21 protein-coding genes are annotated in these 19,399 nt (G+C 57.8%); 9 read left to right on the forward strand and 12 right to left on the reverse strand.

Translation table 11 applies throughout. The features are described 5' to 3' along the window. The first annotated feature begins 177 nt into the window (after positions 1-177). Complete coding sequence (trmFO, locus tag BD293_RS07625) at positions 178-1,530, forward strand: methylenetetrahydrofolate--tRNA-(uracil(54)-C(5))-methyltransferase (FADH(2)-oxidizing) TrmFO (protein WP_142080587.1); 1,353 nt, start codon at positions 178-180, stop codon at positions 1,528-1,530. Continuing rightward, positions 1,508-2,368 carry a tRNA glutamyl-Q(34) synthetase GluQRS gene (gluQRS, locus tag BD293_RS07630; protein ID WP_246086243.1) on the forward strand — a complete coding sequence of 287 codons (861 nt, stop codon included), beginning with the start codon at positions 1,508-1,510 and terminating at the stop codon, positions 2,366-2,368. The genes trmFO and gluQRS overlap by 23 nt, the downstream gene beginning before the upstream one ends. On the opposite strand, the gene hisI is transcribed toward gluQRS, so the two are convergent. Then, positions 2,352-2,720: a phosphoribosyl-AMP cyclohydrolase gene (gene hisI, locus BD293_RS07635; RefSeq protein WP_142080588.1), complete on the reverse strand. Its 369-nt coding sequence runs from the start codon at positions 2,718-2,720 to the stop codon at positions 2,352-2,354. The genes gluQRS and hisI overlap by 17 nt on opposite strands. A 63-nt stretch (positions 2,721-2,783) precedes the next feature. On the opposite strand from hisI, the gene BD293_RS07640 reads away from it, so the two are divergent. Beyond that, positions 2,784-3,242, forward strand: coding sequence for an iron-sulfur cluster assembly scaffold protein (locus BD293_RS07640; protein ID WP_142080589.1), 459 nt, complete (start codon positions 2,784-2,786; stop codon positions 3,240-3,242). Between the two features lie 70 nt (positions 3,243-3,312). Here BD293_RS07640 and BD293_RS07645 read toward each other — a convergent pair whose 3' ends face one another. Then, positions 3,313-4,941: an alpha-D-glucose phosphate-specific phosphoglucomutase gene (locus tag BD293_RS07645; protein WP_142080590.1), complete on the reverse strand. Its 1,629-nt coding sequence runs from the start codon at positions 4,939-4,941 to the stop codon at positions 3,313-3,315. A 206-nt stretch (positions 4,942-5,147) separates the two neighbouring features. Between BD293_RS07645 and BD293_RS07650 the strand changes: the two genes are divergently transcribed. Further along, positions 5,148-6,944 (forward strand): acetate/propionate family kinase, encoded by a 1,797-nt coding sequence (locus BD293_RS07650; protein WP_142080591.1) that lies wholly within the window; start codon positions 5,148-5,150, stop codon positions 6,942-6,944. 68 nt (positions 6,945-7,012) lie between these two features. Here the strand turns inward: BD293_RS07650 and BD293_RS07655 are convergent, their stop codons facing one another. The 3 genes from BD293_RS07655 to purB form a co-directional block, all read right to left on the reverse strand. After that, positions 7,013-8,119 carry a FliG C-terminal domain-containing protein gene (locus tag BD293_RS07655; protein ID WP_170207083.1) on the reverse strand — a complete coding sequence of 369 codons (1,107 nt, stop codon included), beginning with the start codon at positions 8,117-8,119 and terminating at the stop codon, positions 7,013-7,015. A 136-nt stretch (positions 8,120-8,255) separates the two neighbouring features. Next, the gene (locus BD293_RS07660; protein ID WP_142080593.1) at positions 8,256-8,420 is read right to left on the reverse strand and encodes an adenylosuccinate lyase; all 165 of its coding nucleotides are present in this window, start codon (positions 8,418-8,420) and stop codon (positions 8,256-8,258) included. A gap of 64 nt (positions 8,421-8,484) precedes the next feature. Then, the gene (gene purB, locus BD293_RS07665) at positions 8,485-9,792 is read right to left on the reverse strand and encodes an adenylosuccinate lyase (protein WP_142080594.1); all 1,308 of its coding nucleotides are present in this window, start codon (positions 9,790-9,792) and stop codon (positions 8,485-8,487) included. A 253-nt stretch (positions 9,793-10,045) separates the two neighbouring features. Between purB and BD293_RS07670 the strand changes: the two genes are divergently transcribed. Further along, complete coding sequence (locus BD293_RS07670) at positions 10,046-10,666, forward strand: 50S ribosomal protein L25/general stress protein Ctc (protein ID WP_142080595.1); 621 nt, start codon at positions 10,046-10,048, stop codon at positions 10,664-10,666. Between the two features lie 60 nt (positions 10,667-10,726). On the opposite strand, the gene hmuQ is transcribed toward BD293_RS07670, so the two are convergent. Further along, positions 10,727-11,056: a heme-degrading protein HmuQ gene (gene hmuQ / locus BD293_RS07675; protein WP_142080596.1), complete on the reverse strand. Its 330-nt coding sequence runs from the start codon at positions 11,054-11,056 to the stop codon at positions 10,727-10,729. 118 nt (positions 11,057-11,174) lie between these two features. Between hmuQ and pth the strand changes: the two genes are divergently transcribed. The 3 genes from pth to BD293_RS07690 are packed head-to-tail and all read left to right on the forward strand — an operon-like array spanning position 11,175 to position 13,342. Next, a complete protein-coding gene (pth, locus tag BD293_RS07680; protein ID WP_142080597.1) occupies positions 11,175-11,864 on the forward strand; it encodes an aminoacyl-tRNA hydrolase in 690 nt (229 codons plus the stop codon). Beyond that, positions 11,861-12,898 (forward strand): DUF2332 domain-containing protein, encoded by a 1,038-nt coding sequence (locus BD293_RS07685; protein WP_211841002.1) that lies wholly within the window; start codon positions 11,861-11,863, stop codon positions 12,896-12,898. The genes pth and BD293_RS07685 overlap by 4 nt, the downstream gene beginning before the upstream one ends. Positions 12,899-12,958: 60 nt before the next feature. Next, positions 12,959-13,342, forward strand: a complete 384-nt coding sequence (locus BD293_RS07690) for a DUF2237 family protein (protein WP_425467921.1) — start codon at positions 12,959-12,961, stop codon at positions 13,340-13,342. On the opposite strand, the gene BD293_RS07695 is transcribed toward BD293_RS07690, so the two are convergent. From BD293_RS07695 to dksA, 6 genes are all read right to left on the reverse strand, one after another. After that, entirely contained in the window at positions 13,339-13,860 is a 522-nt protein-coding gene (locus tag BD293_RS07695) for a helix-turn-helix transcriptional regulator (protein ID WP_246086244.1), read from the reverse strand. The two genes, BD293_RS07690 and BD293_RS07695, sit on opposite strands and share 4 nt — an antisense overlap. A 65-nt stretch (positions 13,861-13,925) precedes the next feature. After that, positions 13,926-14,276 (reverse strand): hypothetical protein, encoded by a 351-nt coding sequence (locus tag BD293_RS07700; RefSeq protein ID WP_142080599.1) that lies wholly within the window; start codon positions 14,274-14,276, stop codon positions 13,926-13,928. Between the two features lie 375 nt (positions 14,277-14,651). Beyond that, positions 14,652-15,878, reverse strand: coding sequence for a tryptophan synthase subunit beta (gene trpB, locus BD293_RS07705; RefSeq protein ID WP_142080600.1), 1,227 nt, complete (start codon positions 15,876-15,878; stop codon positions 14,652-14,654). A gap of 108 nt (positions 15,879-15,986) precedes the next feature. Beyond that, complete coding sequence (locus BD293_RS07710) at positions 15,987-16,571, reverse strand: retropepsin-like aspartic protease family protein (protein ID WP_142080601.1); 585 nt, start codon at positions 16,569-16,571, stop codon at positions 15,987-15,989. Positions 16,572-16,635: 64 nt separating this feature from the next. Further along, positions 16,636-17,802: an FAD-dependent monooxygenase gene (locus tag BD293_RS07715; protein ID WP_142080602.1), complete on the reverse strand. Its 1,167-nt coding sequence runs from the start codon at positions 17,800-17,802 to the stop codon at positions 16,636-16,638. Between the two features lie 87 nt (positions 17,803-17,889). After that, positions 17,890-18,312, reverse strand: a complete 423-nt coding sequence (gene dksA, locus BD293_RS07720) for an RNA polymerase-binding protein DksA (protein WP_142080603.1) — start codon at positions 18,310-18,312, stop codon at positions 17,890-17,892. Positions 18,313-18,556: 244 nt separating this feature from the next. On the opposite strand from dksA, the gene BD293_RS07725 reads away from it, so the two are divergent. Then, entirely contained in the window at positions 18,557-19,399 is an 843-nt protein-coding gene (locus BD293_RS07725; RefSeq protein WP_142080604.1) for an AAA family ATPase, read from the forward strand.

The raw sequence follows: 19,399 nt of genomic DNA on the forward strand, positions 1-19,399 counted from the left end.
TTTGTTTAGCTGAACTGCCTGCCAGTCAGATTGCCGCTCATACTGCCACGCACTGATGTCTGCCCTAACCTGCCGCCTCCATGCCCGCCCGCATGTGCGGCGGTTTTTTTTATGCGTGTCATTTGCCAAAGGCGCACACACTGGCTATCTGGTGCATAACTTAGAACAGGTGGTGACATGACCAAGACACTTCACATCGTGGGCGGCGGGATGGCCGGGTCCGAAGCTGCGTGGCAGGCGGCCAATATGGGTGTGCAGGTGGTGCTGCATGAAATGCGCCCGACCAGAGGCACATTTGCGCATCAGACCGAGTATCTGGCGGAAATGGTCTGCTCCAACTCCTTCCGCTCGGACGATGATGAACAAAACGCCGTGGGGTTGCTGCATTGGGAAATGCGTGCGGCGGGTGGCTTGATCATGCATATGGCTGACCGCCACGCCTTGCCAGCCGGGGGCGCATTGGCCGTGGACCGCGATGCCTTTGCCCAAGCCGTGACCGAGACACTTCTTGCCCACCCGAATATCCGGCTAGAGCGGGGCGAGATCAACACATTGCCCGATGACGGGCAGTGGATCATTGCCACGGGCCCGCTGACCTCGGACAGGCTGGGGCAGGCCATTGCGGCCGAGACGGGCAGTGATGCGTTGGCTTTCTTCGACGCCATTGCGCCGATTGTCTATTTCGAGTCCATCGACATGTCGAAAGCATGGTTCCAGTCGCGCTACGACAAGGGAGAGACGGAAGCAGAGCGCAAAGCCTATCTGAACTGCCCCATGACCCGCGAAGAGTATGAAGCCTTCATCGACGCGCTGATTGCCGCTGACAAGACCGAGTTCCATGAGGGGGAAACTGCGGGCTATTTTGATGGTTGCCTGCCGATCGAGGTGATGGCGGAGCGCGGGCGCGAAACCCTGCGCCACGGCCCGATGAAGCCTGTGGGCCTGACCAATCCCCATACACCCGGCGTCAAACCCTATGCCGTCGTGCAATTGCGCCGCGACAATGCTTTGGGCACGCTCTACAATATCGTCGGCTTCCAGACCAAGATGAAGTATGGCGCGCAAACATCTGTTTTCAAATCCATACCCGGCCTACAGGATGCGTCATTCGCGCGTCTGGGCGGCATTCACCGCAACACGTTTCTGAATGCGCCAACCTTGCTGGACGATCAACTGCGCCTGCGCTCCAAGCCTAATATCCGGTTTGCAGGCCAGATCACCGGGGTCGAAGGCTATGTCGAATCCGCGGCGATGGGTTTGCTTGCAGGCAGACTTGCGGCGGCGGAGTTGCTGGACCAATCCGCGCCACCCCCGCCGCGCGAAACCGCACTCGGGGCCTTGGTCCATCACATCACCGGCGGGGCAGAGGCCAAAACCTTTCAGCCCATGAACGTGAATTTCGGCCTGTTTCCGCCCATTGACGCCAAGGGTGGGCGGCGCGGACGGCGTGATCGCTACAAAGCCTATACTGACCGCGCCAAAGCCGCGTTCACCGAATGGCTGGGACATGCGGGCCGCGATGCCGCCTGAGGGGCGCATCACACGCTTTGCGCCATCCCCGACAGGCCCGCTGCATCTGGGCCATGCCTATGCGGCCCTTGTCGCATCGCAGCGCGCTGTGGCAGGGCGGTTCCTTCTACGGATCGAGGACATCGACCAAAGCCGCTGTCGCACCGAGTTCGAGGCGCAGATTTACGAAGATCTGCGCTGGCTGGGCCTTCGGTGGCCTGAACCTGTGATGCGCCAATCCACGCGCCTCCCGGCCTACCGCGCTGCGCTGGAGAAACTGGCCGCTCTGGGCGTGATTTACCCCTGCTCCTGTACCCGCGCCGATATTCGCGCAGCCCTCAGCGCACCGCAGGAAATGGCCGCAGTTCATGGCCCCGACGGGCTGGTCTATCCCGGCACATGCCGCGCCCGCCCTATGGAACAGGCACTGCCAGATGATGCCCTGCGCCTGAATATGCGCGCAGCACTGTCACATTGCGGCCCCCTCTCTTTTATCGAAACAGGGCCGTTGCATGATGCACTGCACCCCCTCGACCCGGATTGGATGATTGAGAATGTCGGCGATGTGGTTCTGTCCCGCCGCGATATGGGAACCAGCTATCATCTGTCGGTAGTGGTCGATGACGCCGCACAGGGCATCACGGAAGTGACCCGCGGCGATGATCTGTTCGAGGCAAGTTTTATCCATGTCCTGCTTCAGGCGCTGCTCGAACTTCCCCGCCCAAGCTATTATCATCACAAACTTATTCGCGACGATTCTGGCAAACGTCTGGCCAAGCGCGACAATGCGCGCGCGATTGCGCAACTGCGCGCCGAAGAGGCCAGTGCGCAGGATATCCGGCTTATGCTGGGTCTGTAAGCGGTGCCATCAATTCCACCTCCGCGCCCCCGCGCACGGCCGTGTAAAAGCAGCTTTGACGCATCGTATGGCAGGCGGGGCCGGATTGCTCGACCACTACAAGCACGCAATCGCGGTCGCAATCAAAGCGGAAGTCGACCAGCTTTTGCACGTGACCAGAGCTTTCGCCCTTCACCCAAAAGGCCTGACGCGAGCGCGACCAGTATGTAACGCGCCCGGTTTCCAGCGTGCGACGCACGGCATCTGCAGTCATCCACGCCATCATCAGGATCTGACCGCTTGCATGATCCTGCGCAATCGCGGGGATCAGACCTTTTTCGTCATATGTGAGGGTTTGCGGATCGAAATTCATGGGCTATGTCCCTAAATAAGCAGTGCAACTCTTACCGCACCCCGCCACCAAGGAAAACCCGCTATGGCCGATAATGCCGATCTGATCAAACTCTATTCCGGGCGCATTCTGGCCTTGGCCGCAGATATCCCGCATCATGCCCGGCTCGATACACCACAAACCAGCGTCAAGCGCCGCTCACCCTTGTGCGGGTCCACGGTCACTGTTGATCTCGACATGCAGGACGGGCGCATCAGCCGTTTCGGGCAAGATGTAAAGGCCTGTGCGCTTGGTCAGGCCGCCGCGGCAGTTCTGGGGCAGGTGGTCATCGGGCGCTCCCCGAGCGAGCTGACAACGGCGCGCGATCAGTTGCGCGCAATGCTCACCGCGTCTGGTCCCGTGCCGGATGCGCCCTTCGAGGGCTATGAGGTACTGATACCTGCGCAAGAATATCGCAACCGCCACGCCTCGATCCTTCTCGCCTTGGACGCGACAGTCGAAGGCTGTTTGCACTTGCAAGATCAGTCAACAAACGCCTTGTGACCGCATTTTCTTGCGTCAAGTACTCAAGGGGGTGAATTGGCCGCAGGCCAAGAGGGGGCATTAAGCCCCCTTATGTCACCACATCGGGGGCCTCGCGCCCCAAACGGGTTTTAAGATCGCTCAGCGCGTCGGTTGCGGCGATCACCGGGGCTAGCGCGGATTGCGCATCTTGGGTCAATCCCTCTGGTCCAGTAGCATAGCGCTCCATATAGACGCGTAAAGTTGCCCCCGCGGTTCCCGTCCCCGATAAGCGCAGCACCAGCCGCGCGCCTTGTTTGAAATGTATCTGAAGCCCCTGATGCACCGTGACCGACCCATCTACCGGATCAAGATACGAGAAATCCTCGGCCTGCGTCACCGTCAACGGGCCAAAATCCTGCCCCGCTAGCGCATCCAAACGGGCGCGCAAATCGGTGATCAACTCCTGTGCCGCGGCCGCATCCACTTCTTCATAATCATGGCGGGAATAATAGTCGCGTCCGAATTCGCGCCAATGCGCCGCCATCACATCGGCCACCGGGCATCGCTTATGGGCCAGAATATTAAGCCACATCAACACGGCCCATAATCCATCCTTTTCACGAATATGGTCAGAGCCCGTCCCAGCAGATTCCTCGCCGCAAAGTGTTGCGCGCCCTGTGTCCAGAAGATTGCCGAAAAACTTCCAACCTGTGGGCGTGGCATAGCAGTCCAGCCCGCACGCCTGTGCCACGCGGTCGAGCGCACAGGATGTGGGCATCGAGCGTGCGACCCCTGCAAGACCCTTGTCATAGCCCGGTGCAAGATGCGCATTCGCCGCGATCACAGCAAGCGAATCGGACGGGGTGACATAGACCCCGCGTCCCACGATCATGTTGCGATCCCCATCCCCGTCCGAGGCAGCGCCAAAATCCGGGGCATCATCTGCCATCATCACGGCCATCAACTCATGTGCCCAGACCGGGTTCGGGTCCGGGTGTCCGCCGCCAAAATCGGGCAGGGGGACTGCGTTCATGACGCAATCTTCGGGCGCGCCAAGGCGATTGACCAGAATCTCGCGGGCATAAGGCCCGGTCACGGCGTGCATGGCATCAAACCGCAGCCGAAATCCGCCCGCCATAAGCGCCCGAATGGCATTGAAATCGAACAACTGCTCCATCAGCGCGGCATAATCGGAAACCGGATCGACCAGCTCGACCACTGTATCGCCCAGATGGATTGTCCCGACTGATGACAAATCTATGTCTGGGCTTTCTGCGATCTGATAGGTCGTGATTGTGGTCGTGGCCTTGAAGATAGCATCGGTCACAGATTCCGGTGCCGGGCCACCATTGGCGGTGTTGAACTTCACCCCGAAATCACCATCGAGCCCGCCGGGATTGTGGCTGGCCGACAGAATTACCCCACCATCCGCGCCCCGCAGCCGAATGAGGTTCGAGGCCGCAGGCGTGGACAGCAAGCCATCCTGCCCCACAATCACCTTGGCTGCACGCGCGGCAACGGCCATCTTAATGATGATCTGCACCGCATCCGCATTGAAGAACCGGCCATCGCCCCCCACCACAAGCGTTTTGCCCTGCAAACCGCCAATCCCGTTCCAGATACTCTGGACAAAATTCTCCAGATATCCCGGTGTTCTGAAAACGCGGGTTTTCTTGCGCAGCCCCGATGTGCCGGGTTTCTGCCCTTCAATCGGTGTGGTGGCAATTGTCGTAATCATCTTTACCTCTGGCCTGTCAAACTGTGCATACCCTGTCTGCGCGCTGATGGTTTTACAAGCGGCGCAACGTGATACAGATCACTAGGGGTGGTTTTTGTCATTCTGGCGGCAGAAAAATCTTGGGAAAGTGGCAACCACTTGTGTCAAATCAATGCGGCACGGCCCGGCTTTTGCGACACAGAGCGTGGGAAAAAGGAACAGGCAATATGCGGATACTTGTGTTTAATGCGGGCAGCTCTTCGTTGAAGTTCGGTGTTTACGACATTCCGCGCGGGGGTGGTCTGGTGCAGATGCAGCAGTGTTTCAAAGGCAGTTTTGATCGGTTTGGGGCAGGGGGGTGCGACTACCGCGCCGGCCTTGACGAGGGGACGGTGACCCGCGCCCCATACACAGATCTTGCATCCGCGACGCAGGCCGTGCCCGACATGCTGGCGCGCGCGGGCATCACAGGGATTGAGGCGGTTGGGCACCGCATTGCGCATGGCGGTGCGGAATTTACCGCTGCCACCGCGCTGAGTGCCGAGGTTCTGGAAAAAATCCATGCGCTGACCCCGCTTGCGCCCTTGCATAACCCCGCCAATCTGAAAGCAGTCGAAATTGCGCGCGACGTCTGGCCCGATCTGCCGCAATGGGCCGTGTTTGATACCAGTTTTCATCTGACCAATCCGGCCCGTGCTGTCACCTATGCGGTGCCACAACACTGGCGTGACGCGGGCCTGCGGCGGTTCGGCTTTCACGGCACATCGCATAAATATGTGGCACAGCGCGCAGCCGAAGCCTTGGGCCGGGAGTTGCGTGATCTGCGCCTGATCAGTCTGCATTTGGGCAATGGGGCCAGTGCCTGTGCGGTTGCCTTGGGCGAAAGTATCGATTCCTCTATGGGCATGACCCCCTTGGAAGGTCTGGTCATGGGCACGCGCTCAGGCGATGTGGACCCGGGGCTGTTTGGATATCTGTCGCGCCAGATGGGCCTTGGCATCACCGAGATCGAGGATGCATTGTACCGTGACAGCGGCTTGAAGGGATTGACCGGATCGTCAGACATGCGCGATGTCGAAGACCGCGCTGCGGCAGGCGATGCAGATGCGCAGCTTGCGATCAACATTTATGCTTATCGTGCGCGAAAATATATTGGCGCCTATGCGGCGGCGATGGGGGGGCTGGATGCGCTGATCTTTACGGGCGGGATTGGCGAAAACTCCCCCTCCATGCGGCGGCGCATTTGTGATGGGCTGGAATTTATGGGCCTGAAGCTGGACCATGACAGAAATATGGCCGTAGAGCTGGGCGCGCATGCTGCGCCGCAAATTCAGGCCTATGGTACGCGGGTCAATGTGTTGGTCACAGAAACCGCCGAGCAATTGATGATTGCACGCGAAGTGGCGCAGGCGATCCGCACCCCCCAAGGCGAAGCCTTGCGCATTCCGATTGCTGTATCCGCGCGGCATGTGCATTTGTCGCAGTGCGCGGTCGATGCGTTGTTCGGGCCGGGATATGAACTGACGCCGGACAAGCCCTTGCGCCAAAAAGGCCACTGGGCCGCGCGCGAACGCGTCGTCTTGCACGGGCCAAAGGGCGAGATTGCAAATGTCGCCATTCTGGGGCCATTGCGCGACCGCACACAGGTCGAGATTTCGCGCACGGACGGGTTTGCCCTTGGGATCGATGCGCCTGTCCGCCAAAGCGGCGCATTGGATGGCACGCCACATATCCGGCTGATTGGTCCGGCGGGGCAATATGATACGAACGGGCTGATTATTGCCGCGCGTCACATTCATATGAACAGCGCCGACGCACAGCAGATCGGGCTGTCCGATGGCGACACGGTGAATGTCACCCTGACGACATCGGGGCGTGGTCTGACCTTTGGCGGTGTGTTGATCCGGGTGACGGACAATGCCTTTACTGAAATGCATATCGACACGGATGAGGCCAATGCGGCGGGTATTTCCGGCGCTGTCGAAGGCGAGTTGAGCGGTGAAGCGGTGTTGCGCAGCACTTGATCGGCAAACCGCCACCAAATTGCACCGCGCGGCATTCGGGTGAAAATCTGGGGCAGGGCGGTGCAAGCTCAGTCCGGCACCGGTTTAAGGCTGATCTCCTCAGTGTCGACAAGTCTGCGCACCACCGCCGCAATCCGGTTGGACGCCGCGCCATGATCCAGCTTGGCGGGTGGGGGCAGGGCGGCGGCATCATCTTGCAAAGTGGTCGCAGCGCGCTTGGACATATTTTCGAGCAAGAAGGCGATGCAGGCGCCCTCCTCTTCGTCTTTGGCCGCAATGACAGTGAGCATATCCTCATTGGCCACTTCGCGCATCACTATGGGGACGTCGCGTGCGTGAATGCGGTCAGCAATATCCTTGAAGGTAAAGATTGATTTGCGCACGTCACGCGCAAAAATCTTGTCCGCGGTTTCCAGCCGTTCCAACACGGAATCGCGCATCTCCGGGGTGGAGGAGTTCAAAATTTCGCCCACGCGCTTCTTTGGTGGATCGGCAAAGGCCCGCAACGGTTTTGCGCTGATCTGGTCCGCAAGCGTGGCCCCGATCCGCGCGACAGCATCAGGGCCAATCGCTTCGGTCTGGGCAATGCCCATGGCCAACGATTGCGCCAGATCAGGGCCAAGCTGCATCAGCAGCCGGGCGGCTTTCTCGGTGGTGAGTTTCGACAGCAATACGGCGGACACAACCTGAGATTCCTGTTTCAACACCGCCAGCAAGGTTTCGTCTTCGGCCAGTTCAAGCGTCATCCAGGCATCATCAAGATCACCCCCGCGCGAGATTGCCCGCAATCTTTTCACGGTCCGTTGATCGAGTTTATCCTCAATCAAGGACAATGCCGCATCCAGATCGTCGGGAAATGACAGCCCGACCTGTTCCAACATCTCGATAAATTCCTCGACCACAGCGTTCATGGTCGCGCGGTCGACCAACCGCATCCGCCCCAAGGTTTGCGTCAGTTCAGCCTGCATTTCATTTGGCAGCTTCGATATCGGTATATCTGCGCCATGTGCGATCAGGGCACGCACGACAATCGCCGCTTTTTGCGCGCCGGTCAGATGGTCGGTCCGAACGCGCCGGTTTTCGGGCTGTGGGGGGGTGCTTGTTCTGCCCATGCCTGCGCGATCAGTTGCGAGTTTCAGGGGCAATGTCTGGATGTCGCGCTGTTGGTCTGTCATGTCACTTTGCTGCACTGCCTGTGGTCTGGACCTGACCATAGCCACACACAGATCAAAAAAGCGTTTACATCGCGATCAATTAAAAAAGGCGCCCCGAAGCGATTGTTCGGGGCGCCCTTAAAATATCGGTCGTGCGTTAGCTGCTTACAGGTTCGACGCAGACAGACGTCGCTGCATCCCAAACCTGACCCTCGGCACATACCGAAGCTGTCTGATCCATTTTCGTGCTAGAGCACATGGCCGAGGCAATGGCTGGGCTGATGCTCAGAGCCAAGGCAGCAAGAGTGATTTTCAGTTTCATGTCAGTCTCCTTTTGCTGTGGGACCGACAATAGCACGATTCTTTCAAAAACAAGCGCCCGGCGGTTATTTTCCGTCAAAAACCCGCGCAAAAATCGTCTCGACATGCTTTGTATGGTAATCAAGATCAAATTTTGAGCGGATATTCTCTTCTCCCAAAGCTGCCAGCACATCATCATCGGCCAGCAGTTCTTCGAGAAAATCGCAACCCTTTTCCCAGACCTTCATCGCGTTGCGCTGAACCAGTGTATAGCTGTTCTCGCGGCTGACACCGGCCTGTGTCAGCGCCAGAAGCACGCGCTGCGAATGGATCAGGCCACGAAACTTGTTCATATTGGCAATCATATTGTCTGGATAGACCACCAGCTTGTCGATCACATTTGTCAGACGGGCAAGCGCGAAATCCAGCGTTACAGTTGCATCCGGGCCGATCATCCGCTCGACCGAGGAATGCGAAATATCGCGTTCATGCCAAAGCGCCACATTTTCCATCGCAGGGATCACCGCCATGCGCACCAGTCGCGCCAGACCTGTCAGATTCTCGGTCAATACTGGATTGCGCTTGTGCGGCATCGCACTGGAACCTTTCTGGCCCTTTGAGAAGAACTCTTCAGCTTCCAACACTTCTGTGCGCTGCATGTGCCTGATTTCAATGGCAATATTCTCGATGCTGGAGGCGATCACACCCAATGTGGCAAAGAACATAGCGTGGCGGTCGCGCGGGATGACCTGCGTGCTGATGGGTTCGGGCTGCAAGTCCATCTGCGCGCAGACATGCGCCTCGACGAATGGGTCGATATTGGCAAATGTGCCGACTGCACCCGAAATGGCGCCAGTCGCAATTTCAGCACGGGCAGCGGTCAGGCGGTCGCGGTTGCGCTTCATTTCCGCATAAAAGCGCGCAAACGTCAGACCCATGGTCGTGGGTTCGGCATGAATGCCATGACTGCGGCCCATGCGGATGGTGAATTTATGTTCCATCGCGCGGCGTTCCAGCGCGGCCAGAAGCGCGTCAATATCGGCCAGCAACAGATCAGAGGCGCGCACAAGCTGCACATTAAAGGTCGTGTCCAGAACGTCAGAGCTGGTCATGCCCTGATGCACAAAGCGCGCTTTGTCATTGCCGATAATCTCGGCCAGATGCGTCAGAAAGGCGATGACATCATGTCTGGTGACGGCTTCGATCTCGTCAATGCGGGCGACATCAAACTCGACATCCTTGGCTTTCCAAACGGCGGCGGCGCTCTCGGTGGGAATGACGCCAAGTTCGGCTTGCGCATCGCAGGCATGGGCCTCAATTTCAAACCAGATGCGGAATTTGGTCTCTGGTGACCAGATATTAACCATCTCGGGGCGGGAATAACGCGGGATCATTGGGCCAAACCTTTTGAAAGCTTCTCGCGGGCCTGATAGCGGCTTGCTGGACAAGTCGCAAGGTAATCGGGTATCTGGTTATTTAACATAATACTGATTATGGGTTATATGGATAAGCGTGCGCTCAACCGCCCCAGATCACAATATCCCCTGCATTTGGTCTTTTCAAAGGGATCATTCTCGCCTATAGCGCCCCTACTTGTAGCCCGCACCCTTGGAGGCGGGCTTTTGATCTTGTAAAAGGAACACGAAAATGGCTGGTGAGATCCCGGATCTTGAGGCCGAGGTACGGACGGGGACAGGCAAGGGGGCCGCTCGTCAAGCTCGTCGTGAGCATCTCGTACCCGGTATTGTTTACGGTGGTGGCGCAGACCCACTGCCGCTGAATTTCAAATACAACTACCTGATTGCAAAGCTGAAGGCAGGCCGCTTCCTGTCGACGCTGTTCAACCTGAAGGTTGAAGGACAAGAAGATGTCCGCGTGATCTGTCGTGGTGTACAGCGCGACGTCGTCAAGGGCCTGCCCACACATGTGGACCTGATGCGCCTACGCCGCACGAGCCGGATCAACTTGTTTATTCCGGTTGAGTTCATCAACGCAGAAATCTGTGTCGGCATCAAGCGCGGTGGCACATTGACCGTCGTGCGCAGTGAAGTCGAATTGAACGTGCTTGCGGGGGAAATCCCTGAAAAGCTGGTGGTTGATCTTGAAGGCCGCAAAATCGGCGACACGATCACCATTTCGGCGATAACGCTGCCCGAAGGTACCAAGCCCACAATCGACCGTGATTTTGTTATCGCGAACCTTGCGGCACCACGTGCGCTGGTTGCAGCCGATGACGAAGAAGACACCGAAACCGTCTCAGAAGAGTGATCTTTGGCTGACGTGGTTATTGTGCGGGGCACCCAATCGGGTGCCCCGTTCGTTTGCGCCCTACCCTTCGCGCTGCGCCCCGGTGATACATTGAACCGAGTCGTAGAATTCCAGCTCTGGTGGCCCAAGATATATATCTGAATGCGCGCGCACGCCCTTGTGCGAACCGCGAAAATTCTGCGACTTTGCCCAGCCGTCAAACGCGGCCTTGTCACGCCACAGGGTATGGGACAGATAAATCGTCGCCTCATCTGTGTGCGCACCTCGGAACAGGTGAAACTCGACAAAACCGTCCAGCTCCGGCAATTTGCTTTCGCGCGATGTCCAGATTTCCTCGAATGCGGCTTCCTGTCCAGGACGCACCTTGAAGCGGTTGATTGTCAGATACATTTTGCCCCCTGAATTACATGTTGCCACACTCTAACCAAGCGTCCCGCCGGTGCAAGCAGGCGCTTTCCACTTGGCCATGGTTTGCCTATTGTGCGCCCAAGCGAGAAAGGACGATGCGATGAAACTCTTTGTGGGCTTGGGCAATCCGGGCGCGAAATATGCGGCCAACCGCCACAATATCGGCTTTATGGCGCTGGACCGTATCGCGGCCGATCACGGCTTTGGTTCGTGGCAGAAAAAGTTTCAGGGCGAAATCTGCCAAGGCATGCTGGGGGGCGCGAAAGTATCGCTGCTCAAGCCCATGACTTTCATGAATCTTTCAGGTCAGGCTGTGGGCGAAGCGATGCGATTCTACCAATTGGAACCTGCCGACCTGATGGTCTTTCATGACGAGTTGGACCTTGCCCCCGGCAAGCTGCGGCTGAAACAGGGCGGCGGACATGCGGGCCATAATGGGCTTCGTTCACTCCATGCGCATGTCGGGCCGGAATATGCACGCGTGCGCCTTGGTATTGGACATCCCGGCCACAAGGACAGGGTCGCACCCTATGTGTTGTCGGATTTCGCAAAATCCGATCAGGACTGGCTGGATGACCTGCTGCGCGGCATATCCGACGGTGCTGCGGCACTGGCAAGCGGGGATGGCGCGCGGTTCAGCAATGCCGTGGCGCTGCGCACTGGGCCTGTGCGCAAATCCAGCCCCCCTGCCCCAAAACCCACCAAGGAACCTGCGCCCGCCCCTGCTTCCCCGCCGCAAGAAGAAGATACGCGCAGCCCGTTGCAAAAACTGATGGATAAATTCCGGTGAATTTTCGTGACCACGCCCGTGTGCAATCCAAAGCCTGTGCCGCGCTTGGCTCTGCGTTCACGGCGCGTTTGCTGGATGTGCTGGCCGACAGGCTTGCACCCGGCCCAAGCGTGGCCGAGCGTCTGCTGAACTGGCCGGCAGATCGTTTGGGACCGGATGCTGTCGCGCTGCGACTGGCCGGCGCGTTGCATCATCTCGTGCTCAGCAACAAGGCACCCGTCCTGAGGCGGTTATATGACAGCCCCGAGGTTGCCTCGGACAGCCAGCTTTGGCGCGTGGTTGACGCCGCTTTGCGCCTTTATGCGTCAGATATCCTTGTCACGCTCGACAGCGCGCCCCAGACCAACGAATTGCGCCGCTCCGCAGTGCTGATTGCCGCCGCAAACTGGCTGGCAGCAACCTATAAGCTGCCGCTTGTGCTGTCAGAATTGGGCAGCTCTGCGGGGTTAAACCTGCTGTGGGACAATTACACGTTGGACATTGACGGCCAGCGCTTTGGGGCGGCAGATTCGCCTGTGGTGCTGACGCCCGAGTGGCATGGTGATTTGCCCGAACAGGTACGGCCGGTCATCCGCGCGCGTGCCGGGGTTGACCTGAACCCGCTTGATCCAGACGCGGATCGGCTGCGCCTGTTGTCGTATATCTGGCCGGATCAACCCGACCGCATGACGCGCACCGCCCATGCCCTTGATATAGCGATCGAGAAGCGGCCCCAGATCGCGCGGGCAAATGCCATCGACTGGCTGGAAACACGCTTGGCCCGTCCTGTCCCGCACGCCATTCATCTGGTCTTTCACACCATTGCATGGCAGTATTTCACACCCGAAGATCAGACGCGCGGATTGGATATATTGGCGCGTGCCGGGGCCAAGTGCCGCATGGATGAGCCGCTTGCTTATCTGTCGATGGAAGATGACGGAACCCGCCCCGGTGCCGCGCTCAATTTACACCTTTGGCCTGAGAATGTGCAATTCAATCTGGGACGCGCCGATTTTCATGGCCGCTGGGTAGAATGGCACGCCCCTGCCCCGTAAGCACTGGCTTTCCAAGTCACAGGGCTTAAGTCTCGAATATAGACCAGAAAGAGGGACAAAATGAGTATCAGAATGGATCTGTCGGTAAACGTTCTGGGCGGAAGTTTAACACCCTGTTCCCGCGACCCAATTACAGGGTTTTTCAGAAATGGGGCTTGCGACACCTGCCCCGAGGATGCGGGCTCTCACACAGTTTGTGCGGTGATGACCGAAGAATTTTTGGCATTCTCGAAATATCTGGGAAATGATCTTTCAACACCGCGCCCTGAATTTGCATTTGCAGGTTTGAAGGCGGGCGATCGATGGTGTTTATGTGCCGCGCGGTTCCTGCAAGCCCATCACGAAGGGGTGGCCCCGCGTGTTTTGTTGCAAAGCACGCATCAGCGCGCGCTGGATCTGGTGCCGATGGACGTGTTGAAACAATATGCCAGAGATCTGGATTAGGCGCGTGGCTCAGGCTCAATCGGGGGTGATGGAATATGCGTCTCGGCCAGCAGGTCATCAATAAAGAGGCTCAGTAGTTGCCCCCGACCGCTGACCCCCGCTTTGCGATAAATGGCGTTGGTCTGAGCCTTGACCGTCCCTTCCGAAGTTTTGCGTATTCCTGCTATTTCCTGCGTCGAGAACCCTTTGAGGAGCAGAAAAGCGACATCGCGCTCTGCGCGGGTAAGCTCCCAAAGCGCAAAACTCTCATCCACAACTTCCATGAATGCCCCAGAGGCCCGCTGCAACCGGGCTTCTGCCCTGCCGAGTCTGCGCTGGGATTGCAGCAGCAAAACACCAGACAAAACCAGCCCGATCAGCAAGGCGATTGCCGCGCCGATTTCCATTGCTTCGCGCAACCGCCAGTCAATCGGCTGACGTTCAATGCCCAAAACAGACATGCCGATATCGCCGATGAAAAACAGCGCACCGGCAGTCTGTACCAACACCATCAGCAATATGATGAAGTTAAGCCTCACCCGAGCCCCCTGCCATGACGGCCCAATCATCGCATAAGGAAGTTAATACAAGCAAAACCGTCCCCTCAATTACTTAATTGCGGGATGGAGGATCCAGGCAATACTGTGCCACCGCGCGGCATTTCATCCTTGTGAATTTCTGGTGGATTGCTTGGGCTGAATTCGACCGCGTAGTCCCGTATGATTTGCCCTGATGACAAATCGAGGACAACCTCTCGCCAGATCAATTCATTGGATGCAACAAATCGAACGCGGCCCAGAAGCGTGCGGGTTTCGGCGATGATCTCATACCCTTGTTGCAGCAACGCAACGCTGATCATTTCGGGAGTTATGCGCTGATCCGAGGCTTGTATGGGACCAGCCCAGATAAAGGCCAAGACCACAACACTCTTGATAAACAGAGCCCGAACACTCATGGCCCACCCCCTTGTGCAGTCCCTCCGATAGATGGAGAAGTGGCGCACCCCGCCAATAATACACGAGGTGCGCCTGACGCGCGAAACCAATTACATTTGCAGATGCCGGCGAACAAAACAAAATAAGCCAAGACACCGACACTGCATTTCCTGCACAGACGAATCTGGAATACTATTCAAAATTGGACATTCACTGATACCAGTTCAAAATTCATGCACATTCGGGCTACAAAAAAACAGCCATACCGTTAAAGCGCGCCACTCGATTTGCGATGGGGGTCCGGCGAAATTTCCGGCCATCGCGCTTCTGTGGTACAAGACAAATGGCGTCAAATCTATCGGCATTGTGTTTATAAACAGGCCATAAACCAGAGTTTATGCCTCCATTTCGAACCCAAGGTGCCGTGCCACAGTGAATATGTCCTTATCACCGCGTCCGCACATGTTCATGACCAGCAAATGATCCTCTGGCAGCTTTGGTGCAATCTTTAGGACATGCGCCAAGGCATGGCTTGGCTCCAACGCGGGAATGATTCCCTCTAATGCGCAGCAGGTCTGAAAGGCGGCCAATGCTTCGTCATCCGTGATCGAGACGTATTCGACCCGACCCACATCTTTCAGCCAGGCATGTTCCGGGCCAATACCGGGATAATCAAGACCTGCGGAAATCGAATGCCCTTCCAGAATCTGGCCATCTTCGTCCTGCAACAGATAAGTGCGGTTGCCATGCAGCACACCCGGCCTGCCCCCGGTCAGACTGGCGCAATGCTCCATGCGGTCATCAACACCTTTGCCCCCGGCCTCGACCCCGATGATCGCAACTTCCTTGTCATCCAGAAACGGATAAAACAGGCCCATCGCATTGGACCCGCCGCCAATTGCGGCGATCAATGTGTCTGGCAAACGCCCTTCGCGTTCCATCATCTGCTCGCGGGTTTCCTTGCCGATGATCGACTGGAAATCGCGCACCATCGCCGGATACGGGTGCGGGCCAGCGACTGTGCCGATGCAATAAAATGTGTCGCGCACATTCGTCACCCAGTCGCGCAGCGCGTCGTTCATCGCGTCTTTCAACGTCCCACGGCCAGACTTGACCGGCACCACTTCGGCCCCCAGCAGTTTCATCCGAAACACATTGGGCGCCTGCCGCTCAACATCATGCGCGCCCATATAGACGATGCATTTCAGGCCGAACCGCGCACAGACAGTTGCCGTTGCAACACCGTGCTGCCCTGCCCCGGTTTCTGCGATGATCCGCGTTTTGCCCATACGCATTGCCAACAGGATCTGGCCCAGCACATTGTTGATTTTATGCGCGCCGGTATGGTTCAACTCATCACGCTTGAGGTAGATTTTCGCGCCGCCGCAATGCTCGGTCAGACGTTCGGCGAAATACAGGGGCGACGGGCGACCAACATAGTGTTTCCACAAATCATCCATCTGCGCCCAGAACGAGTCGTCTGTTTTGGCGCGCTCATACTCGGCTTCCAACTCCAGAATCAGCGGCATCAATGTCTCAGAGACAAAACGCCCGCCGTAAATGCCAAAACGCCCCTGCTCGTCCGGGCCGGTCAGATAGGAATTGATCAGGTCTTCGGGCATGAGGTGTTGTCCTTTGTCTGGCGTTTGTAGTGTCCTAGCGTCCGCGCGACGGTCAGACAAGTGGAATGCAAAGGTGGCTGCCAATCCAGCAGCTTGGCGCGCGCGGCGTCACCTCTCAAGGATAAGCCGGTCGCCTTCGATTGCAATGCGCGCGTAGCGCCGCAGATAGCCCATGCCCAAAAGCGAGACATCCAACTCACCTTCATTGACGAATGCAGGCACATTGCTGTCACGGATTTCCAGTCCATCATGCAGCAACGCAACTTCGTCCAATGTGACGCGCGCCAGCCCCACAATACCATTGGCCGTGCGCGCCTGCCCCAAATATGGCAGGCTTTGCGGGTCCAGCCCGACACGCGCAGCATCTTCTTGTGACAGGACCAGATCGGACGCGCCGGTATCAATGATGAAGCGCACTGGCGTTCCGTTCACTTCCAGCCCAAGGTGGAAATGCCCGTTGCGCCCCGCGCGCAAGATGACTTCGCCATCGCCCGATACCACGACATCATTCTGCTGTGTGATATCCTGCCAGAGGCCATAACCAGCCGCGACCCCGACAATGATTAGCCCCCACAGCAACAGGTGGCGCAGGCTTTGCCCCAGACTTTGGGTGCGCGCGATTAGAAAATAGCTGATAAGCACTGTGCCCCAGACGCTCAGATATACCAGTCGCATAGTTTGATCTGTATCCATCACACGCGCCCCATTTGTTCCAACAATTCTATCTGGTGTGCCGGTGAGGCATATTCATGGCCTATCACGCCTCCGTGACATCATGATCGTACATCCAGGCAAACTGGCGCAAGGGGGCATCGGGCATAACCTTGCCAGAGATGCGCAGCGCAAGATGGGCGATTTGTGCAAGTGGCGTGCGCAAATGGTAGTTGCGTGCATTGCGGTTGGCCGCTTTGACCACGCGGATAACCCTGTCGCGGCGATCTGCCTGATAAGCGGCAAGTCCTGCCGCAAGTGTTCCCGCACGCGCAAGCTCGCGGGCCAAAACATACGCATCTTCCAGCGCCATATTCGCGCCTTGCGCCATAAAGGGCAGTGTCGGATGGGCGGCGTCCCCCAGAATGGCCGCCTGTCCCCGATACCAATGCGCGGCCACCTCGTGGCGGAACAACCCCCATAGCCACAGCTTGTAAACTTGCGCCAGCCAGTCCGGCACTGGCCCGCCGAAATCCGCGAACGCGTGTCTCAGGTTCTTGGGGTCGTCGGGGTGGTTCCAGCCTTCTTGTGCCCATGCCTTGCGTTCCTCCACAGCCACAATGTTGCGCAAGGTGCCACCGCGCAGCGGATAGCTGACCAAGTGCCGTCCCGGACCCATGAACACCTGAGCCTGCGCAGACTCTGCTGGGGTGCACGGGATCAGCGCGCGCCATGCCACCTGCCCGGTGAAAAAAGGCTGTGACGGTTGGCCACCTTGGAGGCTGGGGCGCAGGACCGAATGCAATCCATCGGCGCCGATAACCAGATCCGCCGACAGCACCTCGCCCCCCTCTAGCGTGACCGAGGGGCGGGCGCGGTCCGGTGCAACACGCGCGACATGCGCCACAAATCGCATCTCGACGCCGTCGCAGGCCCCTTTGAGCACTGAAATAAGATCAGCGCGGTGGATCAGATGAAAACCGGGGCCGGTTTGGGGCAGATCAAGCCGCAAAACCTGTGCACCACTGCCCGCTGCACGCAAAATGACAGAGTCGTTGCGCTGCGCATGTGCAGCAAGTGCCCCACCCTGCCCCAAGGCGCGAACAACACGCGCCCCATTGGGGCTGATCTGCAAGCCAGCGCCCACTTCCAGCAGGCCTGCCGCCTGTTCCAGCACCAGAACTGATGCACCCCGCTGCCGCAGGGCTGCTGCTGCTGCCAATCCGGCAACACCTCCCCCGATAACCAGAACTTCTAGCCCTGCAAGCTGCATCACATCTCCTTGAAAGCAGAAACACCGGGCGCTTTGTGCCACCCGGTGTTCCTGTATCATCTGATCATTGTTTGGTCTGCGCGGCAATTAGTCGTCGCGATGCACACGTTCATTGCGCTCGTGCGCTTCTTGCGCTTGCAGTGTCATGGTTGCAATCGGGCGCGCATCGAGGCGCTTAAGCGAAATCCGCTCGCCTGTCGCTTCGCAATACCCAAATTCGCCATTCTCGATGCGCCGCAATGCCGCGTCGATCTTGGAAATCAGCTTGCGCTGCCGGTCCCGCGTGCGCAATTCCAACGCGCGATCTGTCTCTTCCGAGGCACGATCTGCGACATCTGGAATGTTGCGGCTGGAATTTGCCAACTCGGCCAGCGTCTCTTGACTGCCCTTCAAAATGTCTTCTTTCCAGACCATCAGCTTTCGACGAAAATATTCGAGCTGACGTTCGTTCATGAACGGTTCATCTTCGGCTGGTCGGTAATCATCCGGTAGGAAAGTCTCTGGTTTCATGCCACGCTCCTCAGTGTCACCCGGATCATAAGTGTTGAGGTTTCCCATCTTGATTCACCTATATTCCGTACCCTCGCGGGCCGAATAGCGGATGCGTTCGCGAATGTCACGCTCTTTCGCTGATTCTTGCCGCCGTAGGTTGCTTGACCGCCGCAAGTTGCCTTGTCGTGGTTGAATACGCAGGCTAAGTTGCGAAAAGCGTGCACTTTTTTGTGCGTATAACATTCAGCAAGGCAGGAACAGGATGCGGTTCACCTCTACCGACCGATACATAGCAAGTGACGATTTGCAGATCGCCGTGAATGCGGCGGTAACCTTGCAGCGCCCCCTTCTTGTAAAGGGAGAGCCAGGCACAGGGAAAACCGAACTTGCCATGCAGGTCGCGGCCTCGTTGAACTTGCCGATCATCGAATGGTCGATCAAATCCACCACCCGCGCGCAACAGGGCTTGTATGAATACGATGCGGTATCGCGCCTGCGCGACAGCCAGTTGGGTGATGCGCGCGTGAATGATGTAAAAAACTACATTCGCAAGGGCAAGCTGTGGCAGGCGTTCGAGGCTGAGGAACGCGTCGTGCTGTTGATCGACGAAATCGACAAAGCCGATATCGAGTTTCCCAATGACCTGTTGCAAGAACTCGACCGGATGGAATTCTTTGTCTACGAGACGGGCGAGATGGTGCGCGCCACGCACCGCCCAATTGTCATCATCACCTCGAACAATGAAAAAGACCTGCCCGACGCGTTTTTGCGCCGCTGTTTTTTCCACTATATCCGGTTTCCAGATATGGAAACACTCAAGGCGATTGTCGATGTGCACTTTCCGGGCATCAAGCCCGCCCTGCTGACCGCCGCATTGACACAGTTCAATGAGGTCCGCGACACACCGGGGCTGAAGAAGAAACCCTCAACCTCGGAAGTGCTGGATTGGCTGAAGCTGCTGCTTGCCGAAGACCTGAGCGCCGAAGACCTGAAGCGGGATGGCCCAAACGCGTTGCCAAAACTGCACGGCGCGCTTCTCAAGAACGAGCAGGATGTGCATCTGTTTGAACGGCTGGCCTTTATGGCGCGGCGTCAGGGGCGCTGA

Source organism: Roseinatronobacter monicus (assembly GCF_006716865.1).
Lineage (GTDB): Bacteria > Pseudomonadota > Alphaproteobacteria > Rhodobacterales > Rhodobacteraceae > Roseinatronobacter > Roseinatronobacter monicus.